Source organism: Stenotrophomonas sp. BIO128-Bstrain (assembly GCF_030128875.1).
Lineage (GTDB): Bacteria > Pseudomonadota > Gammaproteobacteria > Xanthomonadales > Xanthomonadaceae > Stenotrophomonas > Stenotrophomonas bentonitica_A.
The window spans coordinates 2,996,761-3,020,823 of record NZ_CP124620.1 but is presented as its reverse complement, the minus strand read 5'-3'; the positions used below and the strand labels follow the sequence as shown (position 1 = coordinate 3,020,823).

Sequence of the window (24,063 nt, the reverse complement as noted above, 5' to 3'; positions counted from 1 at the left end):
CATGAACATCGGTGAAGCATCCAAGGCTTCGAAGGTCTCGGCCAAGATGATCCGCTACTACGAACAGATCGGCCTGATTCCCCCGGCCGACCGCACCGATGCAGGCTACCGCGCCTATACCCAGGACGACGTCCACCGCCTGCATTTCATCCGGCGCGCGCGAGACCTCGGCTTTTCGGTGGCCGAGATCACGGACCTGCTGGGGCTGTGGAACGACAAGGCGCGCCAGAGCGCTGACGTCAAGCGCCTGGCCCAGCAGCACATCGCCGAGTTGGACCGGCGCATCGAAAGCATGCTGGAGATGGCCGGGACGCTCAAGGCTCTGATCCGGTGCTGCGCGGGCGACGAACGGCCCGAATGCCCAATCCTGCACACGCTGGAGCAGCCCGATGCCGGCGGCGACGAGCCCGAAGCGCGCACCGGCGCCGTGCCGCGCCGCGAGCGTGCCAACGCAACGCCGAAAAAGCCGCGTTCTCATTGATCGGCCAGAAGATACGTGCCCAAATCACCGTCTTACCTCACCCTGAACTGGCGCCTGAGGGCGCCGTGCTGAACGTGCCAGCCGGCACCTCGATCTGCGAAGCGCTGCTGGACAACGGCATCGAGATCGAGCATGCCTGCGACATGAGTTGTGCATGCACGACCTGCCACTGCATCGTGCGCAAGGGCTTCGAGTCGCTCAACGAGGTCGAGGAGTGCGAGGACGACTTGCTCGATCGGGCGTGGGGACTAGAGGCGCAGTCACGCCTGAGCTGCCAGGCCATCGTTGCGAACGAGGACCTGACCGTCGAGATCCCGAAGTACACGATCAACCACGCCAAGGAGAACCACTAGGGCTTGGCGTACCGCTGCAGGCGGGGTTGCTGGTAAGCGAAGGATTGAGGTCGATGCAGCCTGACGACCGATCCGCGATCCAAGTGCCTACACACCCTTGCTTCAAGGGGGTCTATGTTGATCGCTGGGAACTCAAGTGAGCCTGCGTGGGCGAGAACAGCACACGCCGCTGGGCTTCGTGCCCCTGACCGAGAACCTGGTGGTGGCGGCGAGGGCCATTGAGATGAGAAAGAAGGTTCCCTACCTTGAGAAGCACTGAGCGCCGCGCCAGATACGGCACGGCGCGTGTGTCCGCATCGCGGTCGACCTACGTGCGGATCGACCGCGAGGAGGTTTTACTGCGCACGCGGTGGGAAGCCAGCTTCGCTGAGGGCCGCGGCGATCTGCTCTTGGGAAGCCGAAGTCTGCACCTCGACGCGACGGCTCGGCGGGTCCGTGATGATCGTGGCATTGGGGTCGATCAACTGGATCGTCTTGGTTACGGTGCGGGCGCAGCCGCCGCAGGTCATGTCTTCGAGATGGAATTGCATGGAAAACTCCTTTCCGGTTGGGATGCTCTAAGTTTGATCCTTGTCACGGTTGGAAGGTCAAGCGCCATTCACATAACATTGATTTACATATGAACATATGTATAATTATATGCCATGCATCTGAGTTCAATTTGACTGGTACTACAGCAGGTATGCATCTCGTCCCCTACATCAACAAGGATCATGGAAGGACAGGGCTATGGAACTTCGTCACTTGCGCTGCTTTCTTGCTGTGGCTGAAGAACTGCACTTCGCCCGTGCCGCCGAGCGCTTGCACATAGAGCAGTCGCCGCTGTCGCGCACCATCAAGGAGTTGGAAGAAGACCTGGGCGAACAGTTGTTCGTACGCACCAGCCGCAGTACGCGGCTGACGCGGGCGGGCAAGCTGCTTATGGCACATGTTCCGCGCATTTTCACAGCCTTGCAGCAGGCTCGCGAGAGTGTGAAGGCGGCGGCAAATGGCTTCCACGGCCAGTTGCGCATTGCACTGTCCGATGGCATTACCCCGTCGCGCCTGCCAACCTTGTTGGCGCTATGTAGGCAGGAAGAACCCGAAGTTGAGATTCGGCTGTTTGAAGTGCCATTGTCGCAGCAACTCAAGGGGCTGCATGACGACCTGTACGACGTGGGATTCGCCCAGTCCGATGAGGTGGGCGAAGGCATCGTGGCCGAAGCGGTGTGGAGTGATCAGCTAATGGTGGCCGTGCCTGCGCGCCATCCCCTGCTCAAGCACAAGCGCATCCCCCTCGAAGAAATGCTGCGTTACCCGCTGGTGCTGTGCGATCCGCTCGCGTGCGAAGGGCATGCGCGCCAGGTCGAACGGGTACTGCGCCGCGCGGACTTGGAGCCGCTGATTGCCGAGCGCGTGGCTTCCTGCGATTTGATGATGGCTCTCGTATCCGCAGGTTTTGCGCTGGGGCTGACTGGTGCAACCCACATCGCGGCTAGCCGCGAGCCGGGTGTGGTAGCACGGCCCTTGGCGGGCCGCTCCCCCGTGCTAACGACCTATGTGTTGCATCGAGAAGGCGAGTGTTCGGAAGTGCTGGCCCGGTTCATCGAACGGGTGCAGGCCATCGATTTGCCCGAACGCGCACGGCCCAGGCCGCCACCTGAACCCGAACCCCCGGAGGACACAGAGCCATGAAGCGAATGATCCCCTTGCTGCTGGTTGCGGCACTCACGGCCTGCGGCCCGTCGGAGACGCCCAAGCAGGCCAACGTGCCGACCGTAGAAGAACTGGCCGCCGATCCGGCACGCTTGAAGAAACTGCGCCAGCAGTGCAAGACTGATCGCGCGACGCTGGGCGATGTGCTTTGCAACCGCGTTGCCGAGGCTACCCGCAAGCGGTTCTACGGCGACGGAAAGACGCCCTACACACCATCGGAGACACCACCGAATTTCTGATCGGCAGTCCTTCGCCCAAAAATCCTGTTCTTCTTTGTCAACACGCCGCAGCGCGCCCGCGCCTGCGGCGTTTTTACTGGGTTCTGCACAGCCTGCAACCTTGCTGATTTCATCACCTTGCTTCCGATAACGGTCTTTGACCGGCACTGACCCGGCACTGATCCTCACGCTATGCGGCACGTCCTTGTGCCGCGTTTCGACGAGGAAACAGCGTAGGGGAAATCGGAGGCCAGTCAATGCAAGCTCAGGGTGTGCTGTTCGGGCAGATCGCCGCCGTATTCGGCATCGTGATCGCCGGTGTGTGGAGTGCAACGCAATGGACAGCCGCCGCTCTGGGCTACCAACTACGCCTTGGCTCGTCGTGGTTCGACTTCTTTGGAACGCCGGTCTATCACCCCTGGCGACTGTTCGAGTGGTGGTTCTTCTTCGATGCCTACGCGCCGCACGTCTTCGACATAGGTGGCGCAATTGCAGGCGGCAGCGGTCTGGTAGCCGTGGTGGTTGCCATCGCCATGTCAGTGTGGCGCTCGCGGCAGTCGCGTCTGGTCACCACTTACGGTTCGGCACGCTGGGCCCATGCGGATGACGTTCGGAAAGCCGGGCTGGCGCAGCCGGCCGGCGTTTTCCTAGGCCTGCATCGCGGCCAGTATCTGCGGCACGAAGGCCCGGAACACGTCCTGACCTTTGCGCCCACGCGCTCGGGCAAGGGCGTCGGCCTAGTTGTTCCCACCCTGTTGAGTTGGCCCGCGTCCGTCGTCGTTCACGACATCAAAGGCGAGAACTGGACGCTTACTGCCGGCTGGCGTTCGCGGTTCAGCCATTGCCTGCTATTCAACCCGACCGATGCGAAGTCGGCCGCCTATAACCCGCTGCTGGAGGTTCGGCGCGGCGCACATGAAGTGCGCGACGTGCAGAACGTGGCCGACATTCTGGTCGATCCCGATGGCGCACTCGAACGTCGCAACCATTGGGAGAAGACTTCGCACGCGCTGCTGGTCGGCGCGATCCTGCATGTGCTCTATGCGGGCGAGGACAAGACGCTGCGCGGCGTCGCCAACTTCCTCAGTGACCCGGCTTGCCCGTTCGAGCTGACGCTGCACCGGATGATGACGACGAAGCACCTGGGCGATGCACCGCACCCGGTTGTCGCATCCGCCGCGCGCGAAGTGCTCAACAAGTCGGACAACGAGCGTTCCGGTGTCTTGAGCACCGCCATGTCGTTCCTCGGCCTTTACCGCGATCCCACGGTGGCCGAAGTCACTTCGCGCTGCGACTGGCGCATCGCCGACCTGATTTCCGCCGAGCATCCGGTATCGCTCTATCTGGTGGTGCCGCCGTCCGACATCAGCCGCACCAAGCCGCTGATCCGGCTCATCCTGAACCAGATCGGGCGGCGACTCACCGAATCGCTCGACGGTTCCGACGGCATCCAGCGCAACCACAAGCTGCTGCTGATGCTCGATGAATTTCCGGCGCTGGGCCGCCTGGACTTCTTCGAGTCGGCGCTTGCCTTCATGGCTGGGTACGGCATCCGCAGCTTCCTCATCGCTCAGTCCCTCAACCAGATCGACAAAGCCTACGGCCAGAACCATTCGATTCTGGACAACTGCCACGTTCGCGTGACGTTCGCCACCAACGACGAACGCACGGCGAAAAGGATTTCCGAAACGCTCGGCACGGCGACCGAACTGCGCGCGCAGCGCAACTATGCGGGCCACCGACTCGCGCCGTGGCTCGGGCACCTGATGGTGTCGCGGCAAGAAACCGCACGTCCGTTGCTTACGCCTGGCGAGGTGATGCAGCTCCCGCCCGATGACGCTGTGGTGATGGTGTCCAGCGTCGCGCCGATCAAGGCGAAGAAGCTGCGCTACTACGCCGACGCCAACTTCAAGAGTCGCGTACTACTGCCGCCCGCGCTCGCGGCCGGGCAATACGCCGACGCGCCGCCGTCACGGCCAGACGACTGGAGCGGGTTGGCGATTCCCGCCGTACCCGGCGCGCCGGCCTTGGCATCCGCAGACGACCTGGGCGGCCCTGATGACGGCGGCCCGCGCCGCCAGCCGGAGCTATCCGAAACCGTCGCTTACGACCTCGAAACGGACGCACACGCGACCGACCTAGGGCTGCTCGATGACGACGACGACCTGCCGCTGCCGCTTCCCGGCCAGTTCGACCCGGCCATGCAGCGCACGGCCCGGCTGGCTTCCCTCGACCCCAATGACGGAATCGACCTATGAGCCAATACCGCCTCAATCTGTTCATTCAGCACGAGCACGCCAAGCGCCTCGACGAACTGGCCGCCAAAAAAGGCGTGTCCAAGTCGTCCATCGTCGCCGCGGCGCTGGCGTCCTGGCTGTCGCCGGACGCCAGCGATCAGCGCGAGGCCGCGATCGCCAAGCGGCTGGATCGCCTGTCGCGGCAGGCCGAGCGCCTGGAGCGCGACCAGAACATCCAGATCGAAACGCTGGCGCTGTTCATCCGCTACTTCCTGACCGTCAGCACGCCGGTTCCCGAGGCGCACCAAGACGCAGCCCGCGCCCAAGGCAAGGCGCGCTTCGAGCAGTTCATCGAACAACTTGGCCGCCACCTGCTGCGTGGCCGAAGCCTGGTGCGCGATGTGGTGGAAGAACTGCATCCCGACCCGATGCGGATGGATGACGCGGTAGTGCAGGCCGAAGCCCATGAACGCGCTGCGGAGCGTGCCTCATGAGCACCGCCCCGAAGATCCCGCCTGAACCCCGTTCGTCTGCCGCGACCTCGCTGGATCGCCGTATCCAGATGCTGCGCACGGCAATGGGGCCACTCATCGCCACCGCGCTGGAAGACCCGGACGTGGTGGAAATCATGCTCAACCCCGACCGCACCTTATGGGTGGATCGGCTGTCATCAGGCCGCACGCCGCTGGGCGTTGAACTGCCCGAAGCCGATGGCGAACGCATCATTCGCCTAGTGGCTGCGCACGTCGGCGCGGAGGTGCATCGCGGCCAACCGCTGCTGACCGCCGAACTACCGGAAACCGGCGAGCGCTTCGAGGGTATCTTGCCGCCGGCCGCGCCTGGCCCGGCTTTCGCGCTGCGCAAGCGGGCGGTGAGCATCATCGGCCTGGATCGCTACGTCAGCGACGGCATTCTGACCGTCGATCAAGCGGAATTTCTGCGCCGCGCCGTGCGCGAGCGCCAGAACATCCTGATCGCGGGCGCGACCAGCAGCGGCAAGACCACGCTGGCGAACGCGCTGCTGGCCGAAATTGCCGCCACCGGCGACCGCGTGCTGGTGCTCGAAGACACCATCGAGCTGCAATGCGCGGCCCGCGATCATGTGCCGCTGCGCACCCGCGCGGGCGTAGTGTCCATGACCGAGCTGGTGCGCGCCACGATGCGGCTGCGCCCCGACCGTGTGATCGTCGGCGAAGTGCGCGGCGGCGAAGCCCTTGACCTCATCAAAGTGTGGGGAACGGGACACCCCGGCGGTATCGCCACCATCCACGCCGGTTCCGCGCTGGGCGCGTTGCTGCGCCTGGAACAACTGATTCTCGAAGTCGCGGTGAACCCGCCGCGGGCGCTGATCGCCGAGGCGGTCAACGTCGTCATCCACATCGCCGGACGTGGCCGCAAGCGCCGCGTCGGAAGCATTGCCCGTGTCTTCGGCTTCGACGGCACGGGCTATCGCCTGGCGGACGCGCTGGAAACGCCGTTTCCCGAGCTGCCGCCGGGTCTTCTTGCAGCCGATGCCGCTGCGCTTTCGTCGACCCCTGACCACTCTGGAGAATTGCCATGACGCACGCCCATGCTTTCCGCTTTTCCGTAAATCTGCTTCCCCGCCTGTCCTGCCTGTCGCGGCTGCGCAGCCTGGGCCGCCCGGCGGGGCAAGGTCTGCTGCTGGCCGCGCTGCTGCTGTTGCTGGCTGGCACGGCACAGGCCGCCGGTTCGTCGATGCCCTGGGAAGGGCCGTTGCAATCCATTCTGGAGTCAATTCAAGGGCCGGTGGCCCGCATCGTCGCGGTCATCATCATCATCGCCACGGGCCTCGCGCTCGCCTTCGGCGATACGTCAGGCGGTTTCCGCAAGCTGGTCCAGATTGTGTTCGGCTTGTCCATCGCGTTCGCCGCGTCTTCTTTCTTCCTGTCGTTCTTCTCGTTCTCCGGCGGGGCCGTCGTATGAGCACGGTCAACGATCTTCCTGGCTTCGAGGTGCCGCTGCATCGCTCGCTGACCGAGCCGATCCTGCTGGGCGGTGCTCCGCGCACCGTGGCCATTGCCAACGGCACGCTAGCCGCCGCCGTCGGGCTGGGCCTGCAATTGTGGATTCCTGGCGTGGTGCTGTGGATCGTCGGCCATTCGCTGGCGGTTTGGGGGGCGCGCGTCGATCCGCAATTCATGCAGGTCTTCGCCCGGCACATCAAGCACAAGCCGCTGCTGGACGTGTGAGGGAGATGCCATGCTTAACCTTGCTGAATACCGTCAGAGGCCCGCGTTGCTGGCCGATTGGCTGCCCTGGGCTGGGTTGATCGCGCCAGGCGTGGTGCTGAACAAGGATGCTTCATTCCAGCGCACGGCACGTTTTCGCGGGCCGGACTTGGACAGCGCCACGCAAGGCGAGTTGATCGCCACGTCGGCGCGGCTGAACAACGCGCTGCGCCGGCTGGGTTCGGGCTGGGCACTGTTCATCGAAGCCGAGCGCCGCCCTGCTGCCGACTACCCGCGTTCGGACTTCCCCGAACCGCTGTCCTGGCTGGTGGAGGAGGAGCGCCGCGCCGCCTTCGAGGAATCGGGCCATCACTTCGAGAGCGGCTATCACCTGACGCTGGCTTACTTGCCGCCGGAGGAATCCCGTGCCCGCGCCGCCAAGCTGCTCTACGAGCACGCACCCGGTGACGGCGTGGACTGGCGCAGCCGGCTCGATGCCTTCACGGCGGAAACTGATCGCGTCTTTGACCTGCTCGATGGCATCATGCCGGAGATCGCCTGGCTCGACGACGCTGAAACGCTGACCTACTTGCACGCCACGCTTTCGACGCGGCGCTATTGCGTGGGCGTGCCCGAAGTGCCGTTCCACATCGACGCGCTGCTGGCCGATTCCGCCCTGGTCGGTGGCCTCGCGCCCATGCTGGGCGACCAGCACCTGCGCGTGGTGTCGGTGCGCGGCTTTCCGACCTCGACCTGGCCGGGCCTGCTGGACGACCTCAACCGCCTGGGCTTTGGCTACCGCTGGAGTACGCGCTTTGTCTGCATGGACAAAGCCGAGGCGGAAAAGGAGCTGGGCCGCCTGCGCCGTCAATGGTTCGCCAAGCGCAAGAACGTCGTCGCGCTGCTGCGTGAAACGATCTTCCAGCAGGAGTCGCCGCTGGTCGATACCGACGCCAATAACAAGGCCGTCGATGCGGACGCCGCCTTGCAGGAGCTGGGCAGCGATCAGGTCGCCTTCGGCTACCTCACCGCCACAGTGACGGTGCTTGACGCCGACCCGGCTGCTGCCGACGAAAAGTTGCGCATGGTGGAGCGCGTCATCCAGGGCCGGGGCTTCGTGACCATCCCCGAAACCTTGAACGCGGTCGATGCCTGGTTGTCGTCCATTCCCGGCAACGCCTATGCGAATGTGCGCCAGCCCATCGTTTCCACGTTGAACCTGGCGCACATGATGCCGCTGTCGGCGGTGTGGGCCGGGCCAGAGAAAAACGACCACCTTGACGGGCCGCCGCTGATCGTCACCCGCACCGATGGCGCGACGCCTTTCCGGCTGGTGACGCACATCGGTGACGTCGGCCACACGCTGGTGGCTGGCCCGACCGGCATGGGCAAGTCGGTACTGCTCGCCATCTTGGCGATGCAGTTCCGCCGCTACTTCGGCTCGCGCATCTTCGCCTTCGACATGGGGCGCTCGATGCGCGCCACGATTCTCGGCCTGGGCGGCGAACACTACGACCTCGGCGCTGATGGCGGTATCGCCTTCCAGCCGCTCGCCCGCATCGACGGCGGGGGCTACCGCACCTGGGCGGCCGAATGGGTGGAAGGCCGCCTGCTGCATGAAGGCGTAACCGTCGGCCCTGATGAGAAGGCCACGATCTGGTCGGCACTTGGAAGCCTGGCCGGTGCGCCTGTGGAGCAACGCACTCTGACCGGGTTCTCCGTACTGCTGCAATCCAACGCGTTGCGGCAGGCGCTTTCGCCCTATGTGCTGGGCGGCGCGCACGGCAAGCTGCTGGACGCTGACCTCGACCGACTGGGCATGGCTGCCGTGCAGGGCTTCGAGATGGAAGAACTGATGCACAGCCCCGCCGCCGTGCAAGCGGTGCTGCGCTACCTGTTTGCCCGCTTCGATGAGCGTTTCGACGGTGCTCCCACGCTGCTGATCCTCGATGAAGCCTGGCTGTTCCTCGATGAGCCGTCTTTCGCGGCGCGCATCCGGCAATGGCTCAAGACGCTGCGCAAGAAAAACGTGTCGGTGATCTTCGCCACGCAGAGCTTGGCGGACATTAAAGACTCGACTATCGCGCCCGCGATCATCGAGAGCTGCGCTAGTCGGATTTTTCTTCCTAACCCGCAGGCGACCGAGCCGCAGATTCGCACGATTTACGAAGGCTTCGGCCTCAACAGCCGGCAAATCGAAATCGTCGCCACCGCGCAGCCCAAGCGCGACTACTACTACCAATCGCGCCTCGGCAATCGCCTGTTCGACCTCGACCTGGGGCCGGCCGCGCTCGCCTTCGCGGGCGCATCCACACCGCAAGACCAACGCGACATCGACCGCGTGCTGACGCAGGCCGGCGCTCCCGGCTTCGCTGGCGCTTGGCTGCGCCATCGCGGCCTTGATTGGGCCGCCGACCTGCTGCCGTCCTCACCGGCGGCGGCGTCTTTCCTTTCCCAACCACGACAGGAGAACCTGCCATGAAGACCCGTGTGCTTTCTGTTTCGCTCGCCGCCGCGCTGGCCGGCTCGCTGATGCTCGCCCAGCCGGCGGCGGCCCTCACCTTCGTTGATCCAGTCAACTTGGTGCAGAACACGCTGACTGCCATCCGCACGCTGGAGCAGATCAACAACCAGATCAACCAGCTTCAGAACGAAGCACAGATGTTGATGAACCAGGCGCGCAACCTGGCGAATCTCGACTTCAACATCGTCAACCGGCTGCGCTCGACGCTCGCCACGACCGAACGCCTGATTGCCGAAGCGCAAGGGCTGGCCTACGACGTGCAGAACATGGATCGGGAATTTGCGCGGCTGTACCCGGAGCAGTACGCCGCTACGGTGAGCGGCGACCAGATGCTGCGCGATGCCCGCGAGCGGTGGAAGAACACGCTCGACGGCCTGCACACCGCGATGCGGATGCAGGCGCAGGTGTCGCAGAACCTCGCCCAAGACGAAAGCGCGCTGGCCGACCTCGTGAGCCAGAGCCAATCGGCCACCGGCGCGCTGCAAGCCATGCAGGCGACCAATCAACTGCTGGCCTTGCAGGCTAAGCAGTCCATCCAGGCGCAGCAGCTCCAGATCACGCAGGGCCGCGCGGCCTCTCTGGAACTGGCGCGGCAGGCAGCAGCCACCGAGCGCGCCCGCGAAGTGCGGCGGCGCTTCCTCGGCACCGGGACGCCGTATACACCGCAGTCCGTCAACTTCTACAACCACTGACAGGAGGCGGCCATGCGATGCGTTCATGTCCTGTCGGTTTCGCTGCTGGTCGTGCTGCTCACCGCGTGCGGCCAGCAGCCAACCGAAGACCAGGCTGCGACCTTGGCCGCCGACCCCGTGCGGCTCAAGGCGCTGCGCGCGCAATGCGCGACCGATCGGCAGGCCGTGGGCGAAGACGCTTGCCGCATCGCCGCGGACGCCTTCCGGCGGCGCTTCTTCGCCGGCCACACCGGGCCGGACGAATACGGCTCGCTGGCTGAACTGCCGCCCATTCCAGCCAGCTTCGATACGCCTGCCGACGATCTGCAAGGGGACGATGCGCCGCTCACTCCTACGGAGGACACGCCATGAACGATGTGACCATCATCGACAGATTCCTCGATACCTTCTCGCGCTACATCGACTCGGGTTTCGGGCTGTTGCAAGGCGAAGTGGCGTTCCTGACGGCCACGCTCATCGTCATCGACATGACCATCGCGGGCCTGTATTGGGCAATGAGCCATGCGACTGGTCAGGGCGAGGACGTGATCGCCAAGCTGCTGCGCAAGGTGCTCTACGTCGGTGCCTTCGCCTACATCATCAACAACTTCAACTGGCTGGCCGGCATCGTCTTCCGGTCGTTCGCCGGCCTGGGCCTGACAGCCACCGGCTCGACGTTGAGCATGGAGAACTTCCTGAAACCGGGCCAACTGGCGAAGACCGGAATCGACGCGGCTGCGCCGATCCTCGACCAGATCGGCGATATGGCCGGTTTCCCCGAAGTGTTCGTGAACCTCGACCCCATCGTCGTGATGTTCCTCGCTTGGCTGGTGGTGATCCTCTGCTTCTTCGTGCTCGCGGTACAGCTATTCATTACGCTGATCGAGTTCAAGTTGACCACCTTGGCGGGCTTCGTACTGGTGCCGTTTGCGCTCTGGAACAAGACGAGTTTCCTGGCCGAAAAAGTGCTCGGCAACGTGGTTTCGTCGGGCATCAAGGTCTTAGTGCTGGCTGTCATCGTCGGTATCGGTTCGGGCCTGTTCGCGGAGTTCCAGGTTCATCCCGACGAGCCTTCCATCGACCACGCGCTCGTCATCATGCTGGCTTCTCTCGCGTTGCTCGCGCTCGGCATCTTCGGGCCGGGCATTGCCACGGGCCTAGTGTCTGGTGCACCGCAGCTCGGTGCGGGCGCGATGGCAGGCGCTGCAGTCGGTGCTGTCGGCACCGGCGTTGCCATTGGTTCCGCCGCAACCGGCGTGGGTGGTGCCGTCATGGCCGGGGCGCGCATGGCCCCGGCTGCCGCCAAGCTGGCCGGCTCTGGTGCGCGTGCCGCCACGACGGCGGCCAGTAGCGCCCGCTCGACATTTCAAGCAGGTTCAGCCGCCGCGGGTGGCGGGGCCAAGGGCGCGGCGGCTGGCCTCGGCAACGTCGCCAAGGCAGGCGCGCAGGCGGCGGGCCGCCGCGCCGCGTCCGGCGCTTCGGCTGCCGGGCAGAAGGTGGCCGGTTCCTTCCGCGCCGGCTGGAACGGCACAGGCGCTGGTGCTGCCGGCGCAAGCCAGGCCGCCGCCGGCGAAGCGGCAGAAGGTGCCGCCGACTCGCCCAAGCAGGAACAACCCGCCTGGGCCAAGCGGATGCACCGCCGCCAGCAAATCACCCATGCCGCGACCACCGCCGCCCACACGCTGCGCGGTGGCGACGGCGGCGGCTCCGGGCAAGGCCCGAGCCTGCGCGATTCCGATACCTGACCTTTAAGGAGAAACCCATGCGATTCAAGCGACCGCAGGTGCGCTATGCCGATACGCCGCAGCCTGCCACCCCTTATCAAGCCGCCGCGCAGGTGTGGGACAACCGCATCGGCTCAGCCCGCGTGCAGGCGAAGAACTGGCGGCTGATGGCCTTCGGTTGCCTCACGCTCGCGCTGCTTATGGCGGGCGGCTTGGTGTGGCGCTCGGCGCAGTCCATCGTGACGCCCTATGTCATCGAGGTCGATCAGGCCGGACAGGTGCGAACCGTGGGCGAGGCCGCCACACCCTATCGGCCCGCCGATGCACAGATCGCACACCACCTGGCGCGCTTCGTGACGATGGTGCGTTCGCTGTCCGTTGATCCCATCGTCGTGCGGCAGAACTGGCTCGATGCCTACGACTACACGACCGACAAGGGCGCGGCCGTGCTCAACGATTACGCCCGCACCAATGACCCGTTCGCTCGCATCGGCAAGGAGTCGGTGACGGTGCAGATCACCAGCGTCGTCCGCGCCAGCGACACATCTTTCAACGTGCGCTGGACGGAACGCCGCTACGTCAATGGAGCCGCTGCCGGGCTGGAACGGTGGACGGCCGTGGTGTCCATCGTCCTGCAAACCCCGCGCACCGAAGAACGCCTACGCCGCAATCCCCTGGGCATCTACGTCAATGGCTTGGCGTGGAGCCGCGAACTGGATTCTTCTGAAGGAGCCAAGCCATGAACCTGCCTTTCCGCATTTACGCTTTCGTGCTGACACTCGCGGCCACCACATCGTCATTGCTGGGCTGCGCCTCGCAGGGCAAGCCGCCGCCGACCATCTCGCTTGATGAGCCGGTGCTGGCGCAGCCAATGCCCGAGCCGCCCAAGCCGGTAGAAGTCATCGCAGTCCCCGAGCCGTTGGCACTGCCTGCGCAGTTGAAGCCGCTGCCGGAAGTCGATGCCGCCCCGGCTGCCCCGGAGCCCGTCGACGAGAAGGTACGCGTTTCGCGCGCCAACGCCGAGGCCCGCATCGCGCCGACCCGCGAGGGATACGTCAATGCGATTCAGGTGTGGCCCTTTACCGATGGCGCGCTCTATCAGGTCTATGCCGCACCGGGGCGCGTGACCCTGGTTTCGCTCCAGCCAGGCGAAGAACTGGTGACGGTGGCCGCTGGCGATACCGTGCGCTGGATTGTCGGCGACACGTCCAGCGGCAGCGGCGACGCGCTGCGCGTCAATGTGCTGGTCAAGCCCATTCGCTCAGGCTTGAAAACCAATCTCGTCATCACCACCAGCCGCCGGACGTATTTGCTGGAACTGACCTCGACGGAAAAGGCGTGGATGGCGTCAGTGTCCTGGGACTATCCCAAGGACAAGATGCTGGCCTTGCAGCGCCAGAACCAGGCGGCGCAGGCGGCAGCGCCGGTCGATGGTGGCCTGTCGCTGGAGAAGATCCGCTTCCGCTACGCCGTGTCTGGCAGCAATCCGCCGTGGAAGCCGTTGCGTGCCTTCGACGATGGCGAGAAGGTCTATATCCAGTTCCCGCCAGGTATCGCGCAAGGCGAGCTGCCGCCGCTGTTCGTCATCGGCGCACAAGGCGACGGACAACTGGTGAACTACCGTTTCCGTCCGCCGTACTACATCGTGGATCGGCTGTTTGGCGCGGCCGAATTGCGCCTGGGCGGCGACAAGGGCGACGTGGTGCGGATTGAGCGCACCGATGGCGTGGAGCGGAGGAACTGACCATGACCCAGGACGACACCCCCGACCTTGCAGCGCCGCAGGCGGCAGACAAGGTCGCGCCCGAGGCTGTGGCGCTGCGCGCCCAGCCGCGCCCGGTCACACGCCTGAACCGGCGCACGTTGGCCATCCTCGCTGGCGGCCTGTCGGTAGCCGTGCTCGGCGCGCTGATGTGGTCACTGCAACCTCAGCGGCGCGGCGCGGGCGAACAGACCGAGCTATACAACGTGGATCGCGTGTCGAAGTCCGATGGGCTGGATGCGTTGCCGTCGGACTACTCGAAGCTGCCGCCCGCCGTCCCCGATCTGGGGCCGCCGCTGCCGGGCGATCTCGGCCCGGCCATCGTCAAGTCGCAGCAACCGGTGACGGCCGCTTACGCGGCCCCCGATCATGACCCGAACGACGCGCTGCGCAAGGAAGCCGAATCGGCCGCGGCTTCGTCCGTGTTCTTTCGCTCGGGTTCGCAGAAAGCCGCGCCAGTGGCGCAGTCGCAGGCCGCCGCCGCGCCAGGCTTCGCCGCCAATGCGGCGTTCGACCCGATGGCCGCCGGGCCGGCCTCGACGGCCGCCCAGACTGCCGACCCGACCGCGGTGCAGAACCGGCAAGATCAGAAAGAGGCTTTCCTGAAAGGTGGTTCTAAGGAAACCCGTAATTCCGGCAATCTGACCTTGCCGGCTTCGCCGTATCAGGTCATGGCCGGGACGGTGGTTGCCGGGGCGCTAGTGACGGGCATCAAGTCCGATCTACCGGGCGACGTGATCGCTACCGTGACGGAGCCGGTCTATGACACGGCCACCGGGCGATTCCTGCTGATTCCGCAGGGTTCGCGCATCCTGGGCAAATACAACAGCCAGGTCAGCTACGGGCAAAGCCGCGTACAGGTGGTGTGGAACCGAATCATTCTGCCGGACACGTCTTCGCTGGCGCTCGACAACCTAGCTGGCACCGACCCGGCCGGCTATGCCGGGCTGGAAGACGAAGTGGACTGGCATTGGGATCGCGTCTTCGCCGGCGCGGCATTGACGACGCTGCTGGGCATCGGCGCCGAGCTGGCCGCGCCCGAGAACCGGCAGGATGGTGATCGCGTCATCATCGCCGGGCGCGACAGTGCGCAGGACAGCATCAATCAGGTCGGCCAGGAGATGACCCGCCGAAACCTCAACATGCAGCCCACGCTGACCAGCCGGCCCGGCTTGCCGGTGCGGATCATCGTGGCGCGTGATCTGGTATTGCGTCCCTACCAGCCGCTCTTTTTCAACAAGGGAATTTCACGATGAGCACGACCAAGAAATTGCGGCTCGGCCCTCTGCCTCGCCATGAAGTCATCAAGCTGACTTTCTCGTGCCCGGCCAGCCTGAAAGCAGATCTCGACCGCTACGCTGCGCTGCACGCGCAGGCGTATGGCGAGACGGTCGATGCCGCAACGCTGATCCCGTACATGCTCGAAGCATTCATCGTTGGCGACCGGGGATTCAGGAAGGGAAGTGTGGGCAAGGCCGCAGTCCCTAAGCCAGGTTGACGATGCGGACGCATCCACAATACGCGCACGATGAAAGCGCAGCCCTCGGGCTGCGCTTTCGCTTTGTGAGGTGGTTTGTGACAAGCCAGGACTATGATGACGATGCGACTTTGCCCGCTGTGCCGCCCCTGGGTTTACTTTCGCGAAACGCCTATGCGGCACCTAGCTCGCAAAGAGGCAAGCTCGTGCAACGGCCTAAATCTGGCCTAACCTGTTGCTCCATAAGACCTTTCGCGCCGCTGCATGTCTGCACTAATGGCTTGACAGCGGACATTTTTTGGTTCTTCGCCCATGGGCGGTGCAGGTAGAGGCGCGTGCTGAGTCTTTTCCTCCGCGGCGGTCGGTGGGTCGGGCGCTGGGCCCCCATACCCTTGTAGGCGAAATAAAGGAGGAGGGGGCGGCCGCAGGCCGACGCCGGGGGACATTCGCCGGAAAGGGTATGGGGGCCCAGCGCCCGACCCACCGATCGGCCCTACGACCAAGGTCGGACGGCCCGCGCTTCACCATCGGACTATGCTCGATCACATGACTTTGTCTGGGAGGGCTGTCATGCGTTACGAAGATGTCTATCGACGTTCGGTCGATGAACCCGAGGCGTTCTGGGACGAAGAGGCCCAGCGCATCTACTGGCACACGCCGCCGCAGCAGATCCTCGATTACAGCAACCCGCCGTTCCGGCGCTGGTTCGTGGGCGGGGAAACCAACCTCTGCTACAACGCGGTGGACCGCCATCTGGTCGATCGCCCCGACCAGCTCGCGCTGGTCGCGGTCTCCAGTGAAACCGGCGTCACCCGCGAGATCACCTACCGCGAGCTGCACCGCGAAGTAAATGCCTTCGCCGCCGTGCTGCTGCGGCTGGACGTGCAGCGCGGCGATCGCGTGGTGATCTACATGCCGAACATGGCCGAGGCAGTCTTCGCGATGCTGGCCTGCGCGCGCATCGGTGCCATCCACTCGGTGGTGTTCGGTGGCTTCGCCGCGCACAACCTGGCACTGCGCATCGACGACGCCGAACCCAAGCTGCTGATCGCCGCCGATGCCGGCAAGCGCGGTGGCAAAGTGATTCCCTACAAGGCGATGGTCGATGCCGCCTGCGCCGAAGCCGCTTCGCCGCCGCCGCACGTGCTGATCGTCTCGCGCGGGCTGGACCCGGCCGAGCCGAAGGTGCCCGGCCGCGACGTGGACTACGCCACGTTGCGCGCCGAGGTGGGCGACCAGGATGTGCCGGTGGTGTGGCTGGAATCCAGCGAGCCGAGCTATCTGCTGTATACCTCCGGCACCACGGGCAAGCCCAAGGGCGTGCAGCGCGACGTCGGCGGCTACGCGGTGGCGATGGCGCAGTCGATGGAGACCGTGTTCGATTGCAAGCCCGGCCAGGTGATGTTCTCCACCTCGGATGTGGGCTGGGCGGTCGGGCACTCCTACAACGTGTACGGCCCGCTGATCGGCGGTTGCACCTCGCTGCTGTACGAAGGGCTGCCGACCAGTCCCGATCCGGGCATCTGGTGGGCGCTGTGCGAACAGTACGGCGTGCGCACGCTGTTCTCCTCGCCCACGGCGATCCGCGTGCTCAAGAAGCACGATGCGGACTTCATCCGCCGCCACGATCTGGCCTCGCTGAAGTACGTCTTCCTTGCCGGTGAACCGCTCGATGAACCCACCGCGCACTGGATCAACGACGCACTCGGCAAGCCGATCATCGACAACTACTGGCAGACCGAAACCGGCTGGCCTGCGTTGACCCTGCTTCCGGGCGTGGACATGAAGCCGGTCCGCTTCGGTTCGCCTGGTTTCCCGAATCTCGGCTACCGCATGAAGGTCATCGACGAGAACACCGGTGACACCGTCGCACCGGGGCAGAAGGGCGTGCTGGTGATGATTCCGCCCCTGCCGCCGGGCTGCATGACCACCGTGTGGAAGGACGATGCGCGCTTCATCCAGAGCTATTTCAGCCACTTCAAGGAACTGCTCTACAGCTCGCTCGACTGGGCGATCCAGGACGAGGATGGCTACACCTTCATTCTTGGCCGCACCGACGACGTCATCAACGTGGCCGGCCACCGGCTGGGCACGCGTGAGATCGAAGAGTGCATCGCCGGGCATCCGCTGGTGGCCGAGGCTGCCGTGATCGGGGTCAAGGACGAACTCAAGGGCCAGGTACCGCTGGTGTTCGTCACCCTCAAGCAGGCCCTTCAAGGCGACGGCAGTGCCGTGGTGGCCGAGATGATGCAGCGGGTGAGTGGCACGCTGGGCGCGGTCGCACGGCCGGCGCACATCCATATCGTCAACGCGCTGCCCAAGACGCGCTCGGGCAAGCTGCTGCGGCGCTCGCTGCAGGCACTGGCCGAGGAACGTGACCCGGGCGATCTGTCGACCCTGGACGACCCGGCGGCCCTGGACGAGATCCGGCGCGCGCTGGGCAACTGACCGGCCGTCGTCCTGGCGTGCCCCACGCGTCCCCACGGTCCGCCTTCCCCCGAGGGCGGGCCTTCAACGCCTGCCGTGCCACCGCCCAGGACCATGCTGCAGCGCATTACCGGCAAGCGGAGCGCTCCGGTAAGCTGCGCAGGCGATCGTTGCAGGCCTCACCGGCCCGACGCCGCGCGCTGGGGACACGGCGCGCCACGCGCGGCCCGTGATGCGCATCGGCCTGGAAGATCGCAAGGGGGCGCGTACGCATCGGCGAATGGCCGGGTGCCACGCGCGGTGATGCACCACGTGAGGGGGAACACATGGCGTATATCCATGCCAAGACGGCCGCTGGCCGTCAGGAAATCGAGGACCGTGCACGGCGCCTGCCGCCGTCGCTGCGCTCCATTCTGCTGATGGTGGATGGTCAGCGCGATGACACTGCGCTGACCGCTCTGTTGCCGGGCCTGCGTGCACCGGAGGACGCGCTCGCGCAGTTGTCCGCGCAGGGCCTGATCGAGATCGTCGGCGGCAGTGTCGCGCCGGTTGTTGCTGCGGCCCTGACCGCCGGACGCGAGCAGGATCCGGACCTGTACAGGCGACTGTACGACTGGATGAGCGAATCGGTGCGCAGGCATCTCGGTCTGAAGGGCTATTTCATGCAGTTGAAAGTGGAGCGCTGTACCGATGCCGGCAGCCTCGAGAAGCTGTGGCCGGACATGGCCGCCGCGATCAGCAAGGCGAAAAGCCCGGCGTTGGCCAACCGTTGGCTCGACGAAACGCGCGCGCTGGTGCAGGCCGATCCCGTGGTCGCCTGAGCCGAGGCCTCCACGGCAGTCAGCCAGCGCGGTGTTTAGAATGCGCGCTGATTCTGTGGCTGGAGAGCGGTGATGGTGGATGAGATCGAGGACGACGGCGCACCCGGGTGGGATGCCATCGATGCGGCGTTGAAGGCGGTGTATCCCACGCAGGCGCCGCAGCATTACGGCCCGGTGCTGCGCTCGCTGCTGGGCGGTGAGGACCCGTTGGACGGCATCAGCGCGTACTGGAACGATGCGCCGCTGCCGCACTGGCACTTCGTCAGCTACGGCTTCTCCGAACTGTATGAAAAAGAGAGCGATGATCCGGCCACCAGTGGCTACGGGTTCGAGCTGAGCTTCCGGGTGGCCGCCGAAGCGGGCAGCGAGCCACCAGCGTGGGCGATGAACTTCCTGCAGAACCTGGCGCGCTACGTGTTCGCCAACGGCAAGGTGTTCCAGCAGGGCCACTACCTCAACGCGGGCGGGCCGATCGCCGCCGATACCGATACGCTGCTGCGGCACGTCGCCTTCATGCGCGACCCGCAGCTGCCCCCGCGCGAGACGCCCAACGGTTCGCTGGAGTTCCTGCAGGTGATCGGGCTGACCGATGACGAGATGGAGGCGGTGAAGCGCTGGTCGACCACCGGCGTGCTCGAGACGCTGCTGCCCAGGATGCCGCTGTGGATCACCGACATCGCGCGTGGCTCGCTGCTGGGCGACCCGGCACTGGCTGCCGCCGTGGCAGAGGGGGCGGCACGCGAGGGCTCGCAGACGGCCTATCTGTTCCTGGAAAAGCTGGCCTGGTCGGTGCAGGGCGAGGGCGCTGGGCAGCAGTTGACCCTGACGCTGGGCGCGCGCCAGGTGGAATCGCTGCTCGCGCTGCTGCCAGCGCGGTTGCTGTTCGGGCAGCCGTTGACGCTGGTCGGCAATGACCGGCAGATCACGCTGTCGCCAGCGGCGGTCAATGCGCTGGTGGTCGACGCCGATGCGCTGGACTGCCAGTTGGCCCCGGCCACGGTGCAGGCGCTGGTTGCCACGGTCATGCCACGCCGCGGGACCTATGCGATCCCGGGCTGGCCGGCGCTGCAGGTAGTGGTGGAGCCGAGCGAACTGCGCGATGCCGAGGGCACTGTGGTACGTACGATCGGGTAGAGCCACGCCATGCGTGGCTCCTTGTCCGGCCGGACGCGTCTGTTCTGGCCGGACCGCCTGCAGCCACCCATGGGGTGGCTCTACAGGAGGCCTTCGGCCTTCAGCACCGCCTGCACGCCGGTATCAGCCTCCATGCGTTGGTTGAAGGCGGCGAGGTTGTCCAGGCCGCTCAGGTCGATCTTTGCGCCCGCAGCCCAGCGCAGGGTGATGTAGAAGTAGGGGTCGGCGAAGCTGCGGAACCCGGCCAGCCAGGGGCGATCGGCCAGCTGCGCATCGGCGCGCTCGAACAGGCCACGCAGGCGCTTGCGGGCGGCGGCGCGGAGCGCGTCGTACTGGGTGTCGTCTTCGATGAAGGCGCCCGGCGCGAACAGCGGCTTGAACGCCGGGTGCAGGTCGGAGTTGACGAAGGACAGCCAGCGGGTGGCTTCGGCGCGCTGCTTGGGGCTGCCATCGCCGGTCAGGCCGGCCTGCGGGTGGGTATCGGCGATATAGCCCATGATTGCCGCGTTCTGGGTCAGCACGAAATCGCCATCGACCACCACCGGGACCGAACCGGCCGGATTGATGGCCAGGAACGGCGGTGCCTTCAGGGTGTCCTTGTCGAGCAGTTCCACCTCGAACGGCTGGCCGGTCCACTGCAGGGCGATGTGGTCGGCGGTGGAGCAGGCTCCGGGCTTGCTGTACAGCTTCATGGGAACTCCGTTGCGGATCGGTGGAAGGTGAGCCGCCCACTATTCCAGAGCTGGCCCTTCATCCTCAACGGTATGGCCGTAACAGATCGTTACGACGCGCGCGGCTTGAGTTTCTGCACGCGGTAGAACGTGTGGTCGCCGATGGTGGCCACCTGGTAGGCGTTGCGCCAGCTCGGGTTGGCGATCGCCATGGCGGCGAAGTGGCTCGCGCCGGGCACGATCTCCTTGCGCTCACCGGCGGGCAGGGCCCAGTTGCGCTCGGCATCGAAGGCCACGGTCATCGCTTCCTGCCAGGCATCGGCGTTGCCGAGCTGGGTGCCGGGCGCGACGATGGTCGGGGCGAACTGCTTGCGCGCGGTCACCACCTGGCACATCGAGTCGCCCCACAGACCGCTGTCCAGCCGGCGCAGGGCCACCTCGGCAACGGCTTGCTGGCCGCGCAGGGTCTGGTCACGCGCTTCGAGGTAGACGGTCGTGCTCAGGCACAACGAATCGGCGGCAGGCTGCGGCAACAACTGTGACAGCCAGAGAATCCAGGCCAGTTTCATAAATCTCCTTGCTCCGTGTGGGCCGCACCTGGCTGTCCATCCGATCGTGCGGACGGGGCGTGGGATACGACTTGGCGTCATGGGGAGGCGGCCATCGGGGCCGCCCGGGGGCGGACCCGAACAGACGTGGGGTCCGCGCGCTCACTCGAACTGGGTGGTGAGCGGGAAAGTTGGCGCACGATAGGGGGGGATTTCCCAATACATCCTGAACCCGAAAGCTTGACATTCAGGTTGGGAGGTGGGGCTGAATCGGCGGTTCAGCCCCGTATTCAGGTCCGCTCGGACCGGCATCAGACCCTGATCCAATCCCGGCTCAGAGTGCAGCGGCGACCCGGCTGCCCTGATTGATCGCGCGCTTGGCATCGAGTTCGGCGGCGACATCGGCACCGCCGATCAGCTGTGCGGTGATGCCGGCGGCCTGCAGCGCGGCGTGCAGATCACGGCGCGGTTCCTGCCCGGCACAGACCACCACATGGCTCACCGGCAGCAGCTGTTCTTCGCCCTCCACGCGGATACGCAGGCCGCTGTCGTCCACGCCCAGGTACTCCACGCCGCCGAGCATGCTCACGCCCTTGGCCTTGAGCGTGGCGCGGTGGATCCAGCCGGTGGTCTTGCCCAGGCGGGCGCCGGGCTTGCCCGGGCTGCGCTGCAGCAGCCACACCTTGCGCGCGGGGGGCTCCGGCGCCGGCCTGGCCAGCGCGCCACGGCCCTCGAAGCTGGGGTCCACGCCCCATTCGGCCATCCAGCGTGCCGGGTCCAGCGCCGAGGAGGGGCCCTCGTGGACCAGGAACTCGCCGACATCGAAGCCGATTCCGCCGGCGCCGATGATCGCGACCTGCTCGCCCACCCGGACCCGGCCGAGCAGCACGTCCAGGTAGGTGACCACCTTGGGATGGTCGGCGCCGGGGAAATCGACCCGGCGCGGGGTGATGCCGGTGGCGATGACCACCTCGTCGAAGTTGGCCAGCGCGGCCACGTCGGCCACGGTGTCCAGCCTCACATCGACACCGGTCTCGTCCAGCTTGTGGCGGAAGTAGCGCAGCGTCTCGTGGAATTCTTCCTTGCCCGGGATGCGCTTGGCGACGTTGAACTGCCCGCCGATCTCGCTGCCGGCATCGAACAGCGTGACCGCGTGGCCGCGCTCGGCAGCCACGGTCGCGCAGGCCAGCCCGGCCGGGCCGGCACCGACCACGGCAATCCGGCGCGGCGCGGTGGTCGGGCGGTAGACCAGCTCGGTCTCGTGCACGGCGCGCGGGTTGACCAGGCAGCTGGCCGTCTTGTTCTCGAACACGTGGTCCAGGCAGGCCTGGTTGCAGGCGATGCAGGTGTTGATCGCCTCCGGGCGGCCGGCGCGCGACTTGTTGGCCCACTGCGGGTCGGCCAGCAGCGGCCGCGCCAGCGAAACCATGTCGGCGCCGCCCGCGGCGAGGATGCGCTCGGCCACGTCGGGCATGTTGATGCGGTTGGTGGCGATCACCGGCACGCGCACATGCGGCTTGAGCTTGGCGGTGACCCCGGCGAAGGCGCCGCGCGGCACCGAGGTGGCGATGGTGGGGATGCGCGCCTCGTGCCAACCGATGCCGGAGTTGATCAGGGTCGCGCCCGCCGCCTCGATGGCCTGGGCCTGCTGCACGATCTCGGCCCAGTTGCTGCCGTCGGGCACCAGGTCCACCAGCGAGAGCCGGTAGATGATGATGAAGTCCGGCCCGCAGGCCTCGCGGATGCGGCGCACGATCTCCACCGCAAAGCGCATGCGCTGCGCTGCGTCGCCGCCCCAGCGGTCGTTGCGCTGGTTCGTGCGTGGCGCGATGAATTCGTTGATCAGATAGCCTTCCGAGCCCATCACCTCGACGCCGTCGTAGCCGGCCTCGCGGGCCAGCCGCGCGCTGCGCGCGTAATCGGCGATGTGCCGGTCCACGCCACGCGCGGACAGCGCCCGCGGGGTGAAGGGATTGATCGGGGCCTTGAGCCTGGAAGGCGCCACCGACAGGGGGTGGTAGGCGTAGCGGCCGGCATGCAGCAGCTGCAGGCAGATCCTGCTGCCGTTGTCGTGCACGGCCCGGGTGACCTGGCGATGCGGGCGGACCTCCCACGGCCAGGAGAGCTTGCCGCCGAACGGCTTGAGCCAGCCGACCACGTTGGGGGCGAAGCCGCCGGTGACGATCAAGCCGACGCCGCCGGCCGCCCGCTCGGCGAAATACGCCGCCAGGCGCGGGAAATCGCGCGCGCGATCTTCCAGACCGGTGTGCATGGACCCCATCAGGACCCGGTTGCGCAGCTGGGTGAAACCCAGGTCGAGCGGGGCGAACAGATGCGGATAGGCGGCGGATTCAGCGGCTGGCGACATGTGGATACGCTTGCGTACGGAAGCCCGCAGGGTGCCGCGAAAGCCCCTGAAGAGCAAGCGCATGTGTCCTGCCACGTACCGACCGGCGGTCGGTGCGGACGCCCGTTATGGGGTGACGGTTGCCGGGGCGGGCTTGCGGATGCCGAACAGCGGCAGCGTGATGCCGCACAGCGGGCCGATCAGCAGGGCGAAGGCGAGGGTGCCGACACCGACATTGCCGCCCAGCCACCAGCCGATCAGCAGCACGGTGCCTTCGATCGCGCTGCGCACGATCCAGATCGGCCAGCCGGTGCGGGCGTGCAGGCCGGTCATCAGGCCATCGCGCGGGCCGGGGCCGAAGCGCGCGCCGATGTACAGGCCGGTGGCCAGCGCGACCAGCAGCAGGCCACACAGGAACATGGGGATCTGCCAGGCCAGGCCGTGCACCTCCGGCAGCAGCCACAGCCCGAACTGCGCGCTGGGGCCGATCAGCAGCACGTTGAGCACGGTGCCCAGGCCCGGCTTCTGCCGGATCGGCCACCACAGCAGCAGCACCAGCGCGCCGATCACATTGGTGGCCACGCCGAAGGAGAGCGGTGTCTGCAGCGCGATGCCCTGCGAAAGCACATCCCAGGGCGCCACGCCGATCGCGGCGCGGATCATCACCGCCGCGCCGAAGCCATACAGGAACAGACCCAGCAGGAGTTGCAGCAGGCGCAGGGGCAGGGAAGTGGGCATGGCGATGTCACCGGAAGGGCCACTGACTGTAGGCGGCGCCGGGCCG

General features: G+C 66.1%; 25 protein-coding genes. 20 read left to right on the top strand and 5 right to left on the bottom strand.

Annotated features, from left to right (window positions below):
* Window position 1: 1 nt before the first annotated feature.
* Both cueR and fdx read left to right on the top strand, forming a co-directional pair.
* Window positions 2–481: a Cu(I)-responsive transcriptional regulator gene (gene cueR / locus POS15_RS13790; protein ID WP_187788201.1), complete on the top strand. Its 480-nt coding sequence runs from the start codon at window positions 2–4 to the stop codon at window positions 479–481.
* 11 nt (window positions 482–492) lie between these two features.
* Window positions 493–834, top strand: coding sequence for an ISC system 2Fe-2S type ferredoxin (fdx, locus tag POS15_RS13785; protein WP_284129647.1), 342 nt, complete (start codon window positions 493–495; stop codon window positions 832–834).
* 335 nt (window positions 835–1,169) lie between these two features.
* Here the strand turns inward: fdx and POS15_RS13780 are convergent, their stop codons facing one another.
* A complete protein-coding gene (locus tag POS15_RS13780; protein WP_187788199.1) occupies window positions 1,170–1,364 on the bottom strand; it encodes a heavy-metal-associated domain-containing protein in 195 nt (64 codons plus the stop codon).
* Window positions 1,365–1,563: 199 nt separating this feature from the next.
* On the opposite strand from POS15_RS13780, the gene POS15_RS13775 reads away from it, so the two are divergent.
* From POS15_RS13775 to POS15_RS13690, 18 genes are all read left to right on the top strand, one after another.
* Window positions 1,564–2,508 (top strand): LysR substrate-binding domain-containing protein, encoded by a 945-nt coding sequence (locus POS15_RS13775; RefSeq protein WP_284128323.1) that lies wholly within the window; start codon window positions 1,564–1,566, stop codon window positions 2,506–2,508.
* Entirely contained in the window at window positions 2,505–2,768 is a 264-nt protein-coding gene (locus tag POS15_RS13770; protein WP_187788197.1) for an EexN family lipoprotein, read from the top strand. Before POS15_RS13775 ends, POS15_RS13770 begins: the two co-directional genes overlap by 4 nt.
* 236 nt (window positions 2,769–3,004) lie before the next feature.
* Entirely contained in the window at window positions 3,005–5,005 is a 2,001-nt protein-coding gene (locus POS15_RS13765; protein WP_284128322.1) for a conjugal transfer protein TraG, read from the top strand.
* Complete coding sequence (locus POS15_RS13760) at window positions 5,002–5,478, top strand: CopG family transcriptional regulator (protein WP_284128321.1); 477 nt, start codon at window positions 5,002–5,004, stop codon at window positions 5,476–5,478. Before POS15_RS13765 ends, POS15_RS13760 begins: the two co-directional genes overlap by 4 nt.
* Window positions 5,475–6,545, top strand: a complete 1,071-nt coding sequence (gene trbB, locus POS15_RS13755; RefSeq protein WP_284128320.1) for a P-type conjugative transfer ATPase TrbB — start codon at window positions 5,475–5,477, stop codon at window positions 6,543–6,545. The genes POS15_RS13760 and trbB overlap by 4 nt, the downstream gene beginning before the upstream one ends.
* The gene (locus tag POS15_RS13750; RefSeq protein WP_187788193.1) at window positions 6,542–6,928 is read left to right on the top strand and encodes a TrbC/VirB2 family protein; all 387 of its coding nucleotides are present in this window, start codon (window positions 6,542–6,544) and stop codon (window positions 6,926–6,928) included. Before trbB ends, POS15_RS13750 begins: the two co-directional genes overlap by 4 nt.
* On the top strand, window positions 6,925–7,194 hold the full coding sequence (locus tag POS15_RS13745; protein WP_187788192.1) for a VirB3 family type IV secretion system protein: 270 nt from the start codon (window positions 6,925–6,927) through the stop codon (window positions 7,192–7,194). The genes POS15_RS13750 and POS15_RS13745 overlap by 4 nt, the downstream gene beginning before the upstream one ends.
* A 10-nt stretch (window positions 7,195–7,204) precedes the next feature.
* A complete protein-coding gene (gene trbE, locus POS15_RS13740) occupies window positions 7,205–9,655 on the top strand; it encodes a conjugal transfer protein TrbE (protein ID WP_284128319.1) in 2,451 nt (816 codons plus the stop codon).
* A complete protein-coding gene (trbJ, locus tag POS15_RS13735; protein WP_187788190.1) occupies window positions 9,652–10,389 on the top strand; it encodes a P-type conjugative transfer protein TrbJ in 738 nt (245 codons plus the stop codon). Before trbE ends, trbJ begins: the two co-directional genes overlap by 4 nt.
* 12 nt (window positions 10,390–10,401) lie before the next feature.
* Complete coding sequence (locus POS15_RS13730; protein WP_284128318.1) at window positions 10,402–10,740, top strand: hypothetical protein; 339 nt, start codon at window positions 10,402–10,404, stop codon at window positions 10,738–10,740.
* Window positions 10,737–12,113: a P-type conjugative transfer protein TrbL gene (trbL, locus tag POS15_RS13725; protein ID WP_284128317.1), complete on the top strand. Its 1,377-nt coding sequence runs from the start codon at window positions 10,737–10,739 to the stop codon at window positions 12,111–12,113. Before POS15_RS13730 ends, trbL begins: the two co-directional genes overlap by 4 nt.
* Before the next feature lie 17 nt (window positions 12,114–12,130).
* Window positions 12,131–12,835, top strand: coding sequence for a conjugal transfer protein TrbF (gene trbF / locus POS15_RS13720; protein ID WP_187788187.1), 705 nt, complete (start codon window positions 12,131–12,133; stop codon window positions 12,833–12,835).
* Complete coding sequence (gene trbG, locus POS15_RS13715) at window positions 12,832–13,836, top strand: P-type conjugative transfer protein TrbG (protein ID WP_284128316.1); 1,005 nt, start codon at window positions 12,832–12,834, stop codon at window positions 13,834–13,836. Before trbF ends, trbG begins: the two co-directional genes overlap by 4 nt.
* Window positions 13,837–13,838: 2 nt before the next feature.
* Window positions 13,839–15,110 (top strand): TrbI/VirB10 family protein, encoded by a 1,272-nt coding sequence (locus POS15_RS13710; protein WP_284128315.1) that lies wholly within the window; start codon window positions 13,839–13,841, stop codon window positions 15,108–15,110.
* Window positions 15,107–15,352 (top strand): DUF2274 domain-containing protein, encoded by a 246-nt coding sequence (locus tag POS15_RS13705; protein WP_187788184.1) that lies wholly within the window; start codon window positions 15,107–15,109, stop codon window positions 15,350–15,352. The genes POS15_RS13710 and POS15_RS13705 overlap by 4 nt, the downstream gene beginning before the upstream one ends.
* 549 nt (window positions 15,353–15,901) lie before the next feature.
* Entirely contained in the window at window positions 15,902–17,779 is a 1,878-nt protein-coding gene (prpE, locus tag POS15_RS13700) for a propionate--CoA ligase (protein WP_284128314.1), read from the top strand.
* A gap of 305 nt (window positions 17,780–18,084) precedes the next feature.
* Window positions 18,085–18,579: a hypothetical protein gene (locus tag POS15_RS13695; RefSeq protein ID WP_046272399.1), complete on the top strand. Its 495-nt coding sequence runs from the start codon at window positions 18,085–18,087 to the stop codon at window positions 18,577–18,579.
* A gap of 72 nt (window positions 18,580–18,651) precedes the next feature.
* Window positions 18,652–19,713: a suppressor of fused domain protein gene (locus POS15_RS13690; protein ID WP_019185844.1), complete on the top strand. Its 1,062-nt coding sequence runs from the start codon at window positions 18,652–18,654 to the stop codon at window positions 19,711–19,713.
* A gap of 80 nt (window positions 19,714–19,793) precedes the next feature.
* On the opposite strand, the gene POS15_RS13685 is transcribed toward POS15_RS13690, so the two are convergent.
* The 4 genes from POS15_RS13685 to POS15_RS13670 all read right to left on the bottom strand — a co-directional run bounded on the left by POS15_RS13685 (window position 19,794) and on the right by POS15_RS13670 (window position 24,017).
* On the bottom strand, window positions 19,794–20,405 hold the full coding sequence (locus tag POS15_RS13685; protein ID WP_019185843.1) for a glutathione S-transferase N-terminal domain-containing protein: 612 nt from the start codon (window positions 20,403–20,405) through the stop codon (window positions 19,794–19,796).
* Window positions 20,406–20,494: 89 nt separating this feature from the next.
* Window positions 20,495–20,953 carry a cell wall hydrolase gene (locus POS15_RS13680; protein WP_019185842.1) on the bottom strand — a complete coding sequence of 153 codons (459 nt, stop codon included), beginning with the start codon at window positions 20,951–20,953 and terminating at the stop codon, window positions 20,495–20,497.
* A gap of 313 nt (window positions 20,954–21,266) precedes the next feature.
* Window positions 21,267–23,300 (bottom strand): NADPH-dependent 2,4-dienoyl-CoA reductase, encoded by a 2,034-nt coding sequence (locus tag POS15_RS13675; RefSeq protein ID WP_284128313.1) that lies wholly within the window; start codon window positions 23,298–23,300, stop codon window positions 21,267–21,269.
* 105 nt (window positions 23,301–23,405) lie between these two features.
* A complete protein-coding gene (locus POS15_RS13670) occupies window positions 23,406–24,017 on the bottom strand; it encodes a membrane protein (RefSeq protein ID WP_019185840.1) in 612 nt (203 codons plus the stop codon).
* Between the last annotated feature and the right edge of the window lie 46 nt (window positions 24,018–24,063).

Bases quoted from the DNA above. Each gene is read 5' to 3' on its own strand.
- cueR (WP_187788201.1), top strand. From the start codon at position 2: ATGAACATCGGTGAAGCATCCAAGGCTTCGAAGGTCTCGGCCAAGATG.
- POS15_RS13780 (WP_187788199.1), bottom strand. From the start codon at position 1,364: ATGCAATTCCATCTCGAAGACATGACCTGCGGCGGCTGCGCCCGCACC.
- POS15_RS13775 (WP_284128323.1), top strand. From the start codon at position 1,564: ATGGAACTTCGTCACTTGCGCTGCTTTCTTGCTGTGGCTGAAGAACTG.
- POS15_RS13770 (WP_187788197.1), top strand. From the start codon at position 2,505: ATGAAGCGAATGATCCCCTTGCTGCTGGTTGCGGCACTCACGGCCTGC.
- POS15_RS13765 (WP_284128322.1), top strand. From the start codon at position 3,005: ATGCAAGCTCAGGGTGTGCTGTTCGGGCAGATCGCCGCCGTATTCGGC.
- POS15_RS13760 (WP_284128321.1), top strand. From the start codon at position 5,002: ATGAGCCAATACCGCCTCAATCTGTTCATTCAGCACGAGCACGCCAAG.
- trbB (WP_284128320.1), top strand. From the start codon at position 5,475: ATGAGCACCGCCCCGAAGATCCCGCCTGAACCCCGTTCGTCTGCCGCG.
- POS15_RS13750 (WP_187788193.1), top strand. From the start codon at position 6,542: ATGACGCACGCCCATGCTTTCCGCTTTTCCGTAAATCTGCTTCCCCGC.
- POS15_RS13745 (WP_187788192.1), top strand. From the start codon at position 6,925: ATGAGCACGGTCAACGATCTTCCTGGCTTCGAGGTGCCGCTGCATCGC.
- trbE (WP_284128319.1), top strand. From the start codon at position 7,205: ATGCTTAACCTTGCTGAATACCGTCAGAGGCCCGCGTTGCTGGCCGAT.
- trbJ (WP_187788190.1), top strand. From the start codon at position 9,652: ATGAAGACCCGTGTGCTTTCTGTTTCGCTCGCCGCCGCGCTGGCCGGC.
- POS15_RS13730 (WP_284128318.1), top strand. From the start codon at position 10,402: ATGCGATGCGTTCATGTCCTGTCGGTTTCGCTGCTGGTCGTGCTGCTC.
- trbL (WP_284128317.1), top strand. From the start codon at position 10,737: ATGAACGATGTGACCATCATCGACAGATTCCTCGATACCTTCTCGCGC.
- trbF (WP_187788187.1), top strand. From the start codon at position 12,131: ATGCGATTCAAGCGACCGCAGGTGCGCTATGCCGATACGCCGCAGCCT.
- trbG (WP_284128316.1), top strand. From the start codon at position 12,832: ATGAACCTGCCTTTCCGCATTTACGCTTTCGTGCTGACACTCGCGGCC.
- POS15_RS13710 (WP_284128315.1), top strand. From the start codon at position 13,839: ATGACCCAGGACGACACCCCCGACCTTGCAGCGCCGCAGGCGGCAGAC.
- POS15_RS13705 (WP_187788184.1), top strand. From the start codon at position 15,107: ATGAGCACGACCAAGAAATTGCGGCTCGGCCCTCTGCCTCGCCATGAA.
- prpE (WP_284128314.1), top strand. From the start codon at position 15,902: ATGCGTTACGAAGATGTCTATCGACGTTCGGTCGATGAACCCGAGGCG.
- POS15_RS13695 (WP_046272399.1), top strand. From the start codon at position 18,085: ATGGCGTATATCCATGCCAAGACGGCCGCTGGCCGTCAGGAAATCGAG.
- POS15_RS13690 (WP_019185844.1), top strand. From the start codon at position 18,652: ATGGTGGATGAGATCGAGGACGACGGCGCACCCGGGTGGGATGCCATC.
- POS15_RS13685 (WP_019185843.1), bottom strand. From the start codon at position 20,405: ATGAAGCTGTACAGCAAGCCCGGAGCCTGCTCCACCGCCGACCACATC.
- POS15_RS13680 (WP_019185842.1), bottom strand. From the start codon at position 20,953: ATGAAACTGGCCTGGATTCTCTGGCTGTCACAGTTGTTGCCGCAGCCT.
- POS15_RS13675 (WP_284128313.1), bottom strand. From the start codon at position 23,300: ATGTCGCCAGCCGCTGAATCCGCCGCCTATCCGCATCTGTTCGCCCCG.
- POS15_RS13670 (WP_019185840.1), bottom strand. From the start codon at position 24,017: ATGCCCACTTCCCTGCCCCTGCGCCTGCTGCAACTCCTGCTGGGTCTG.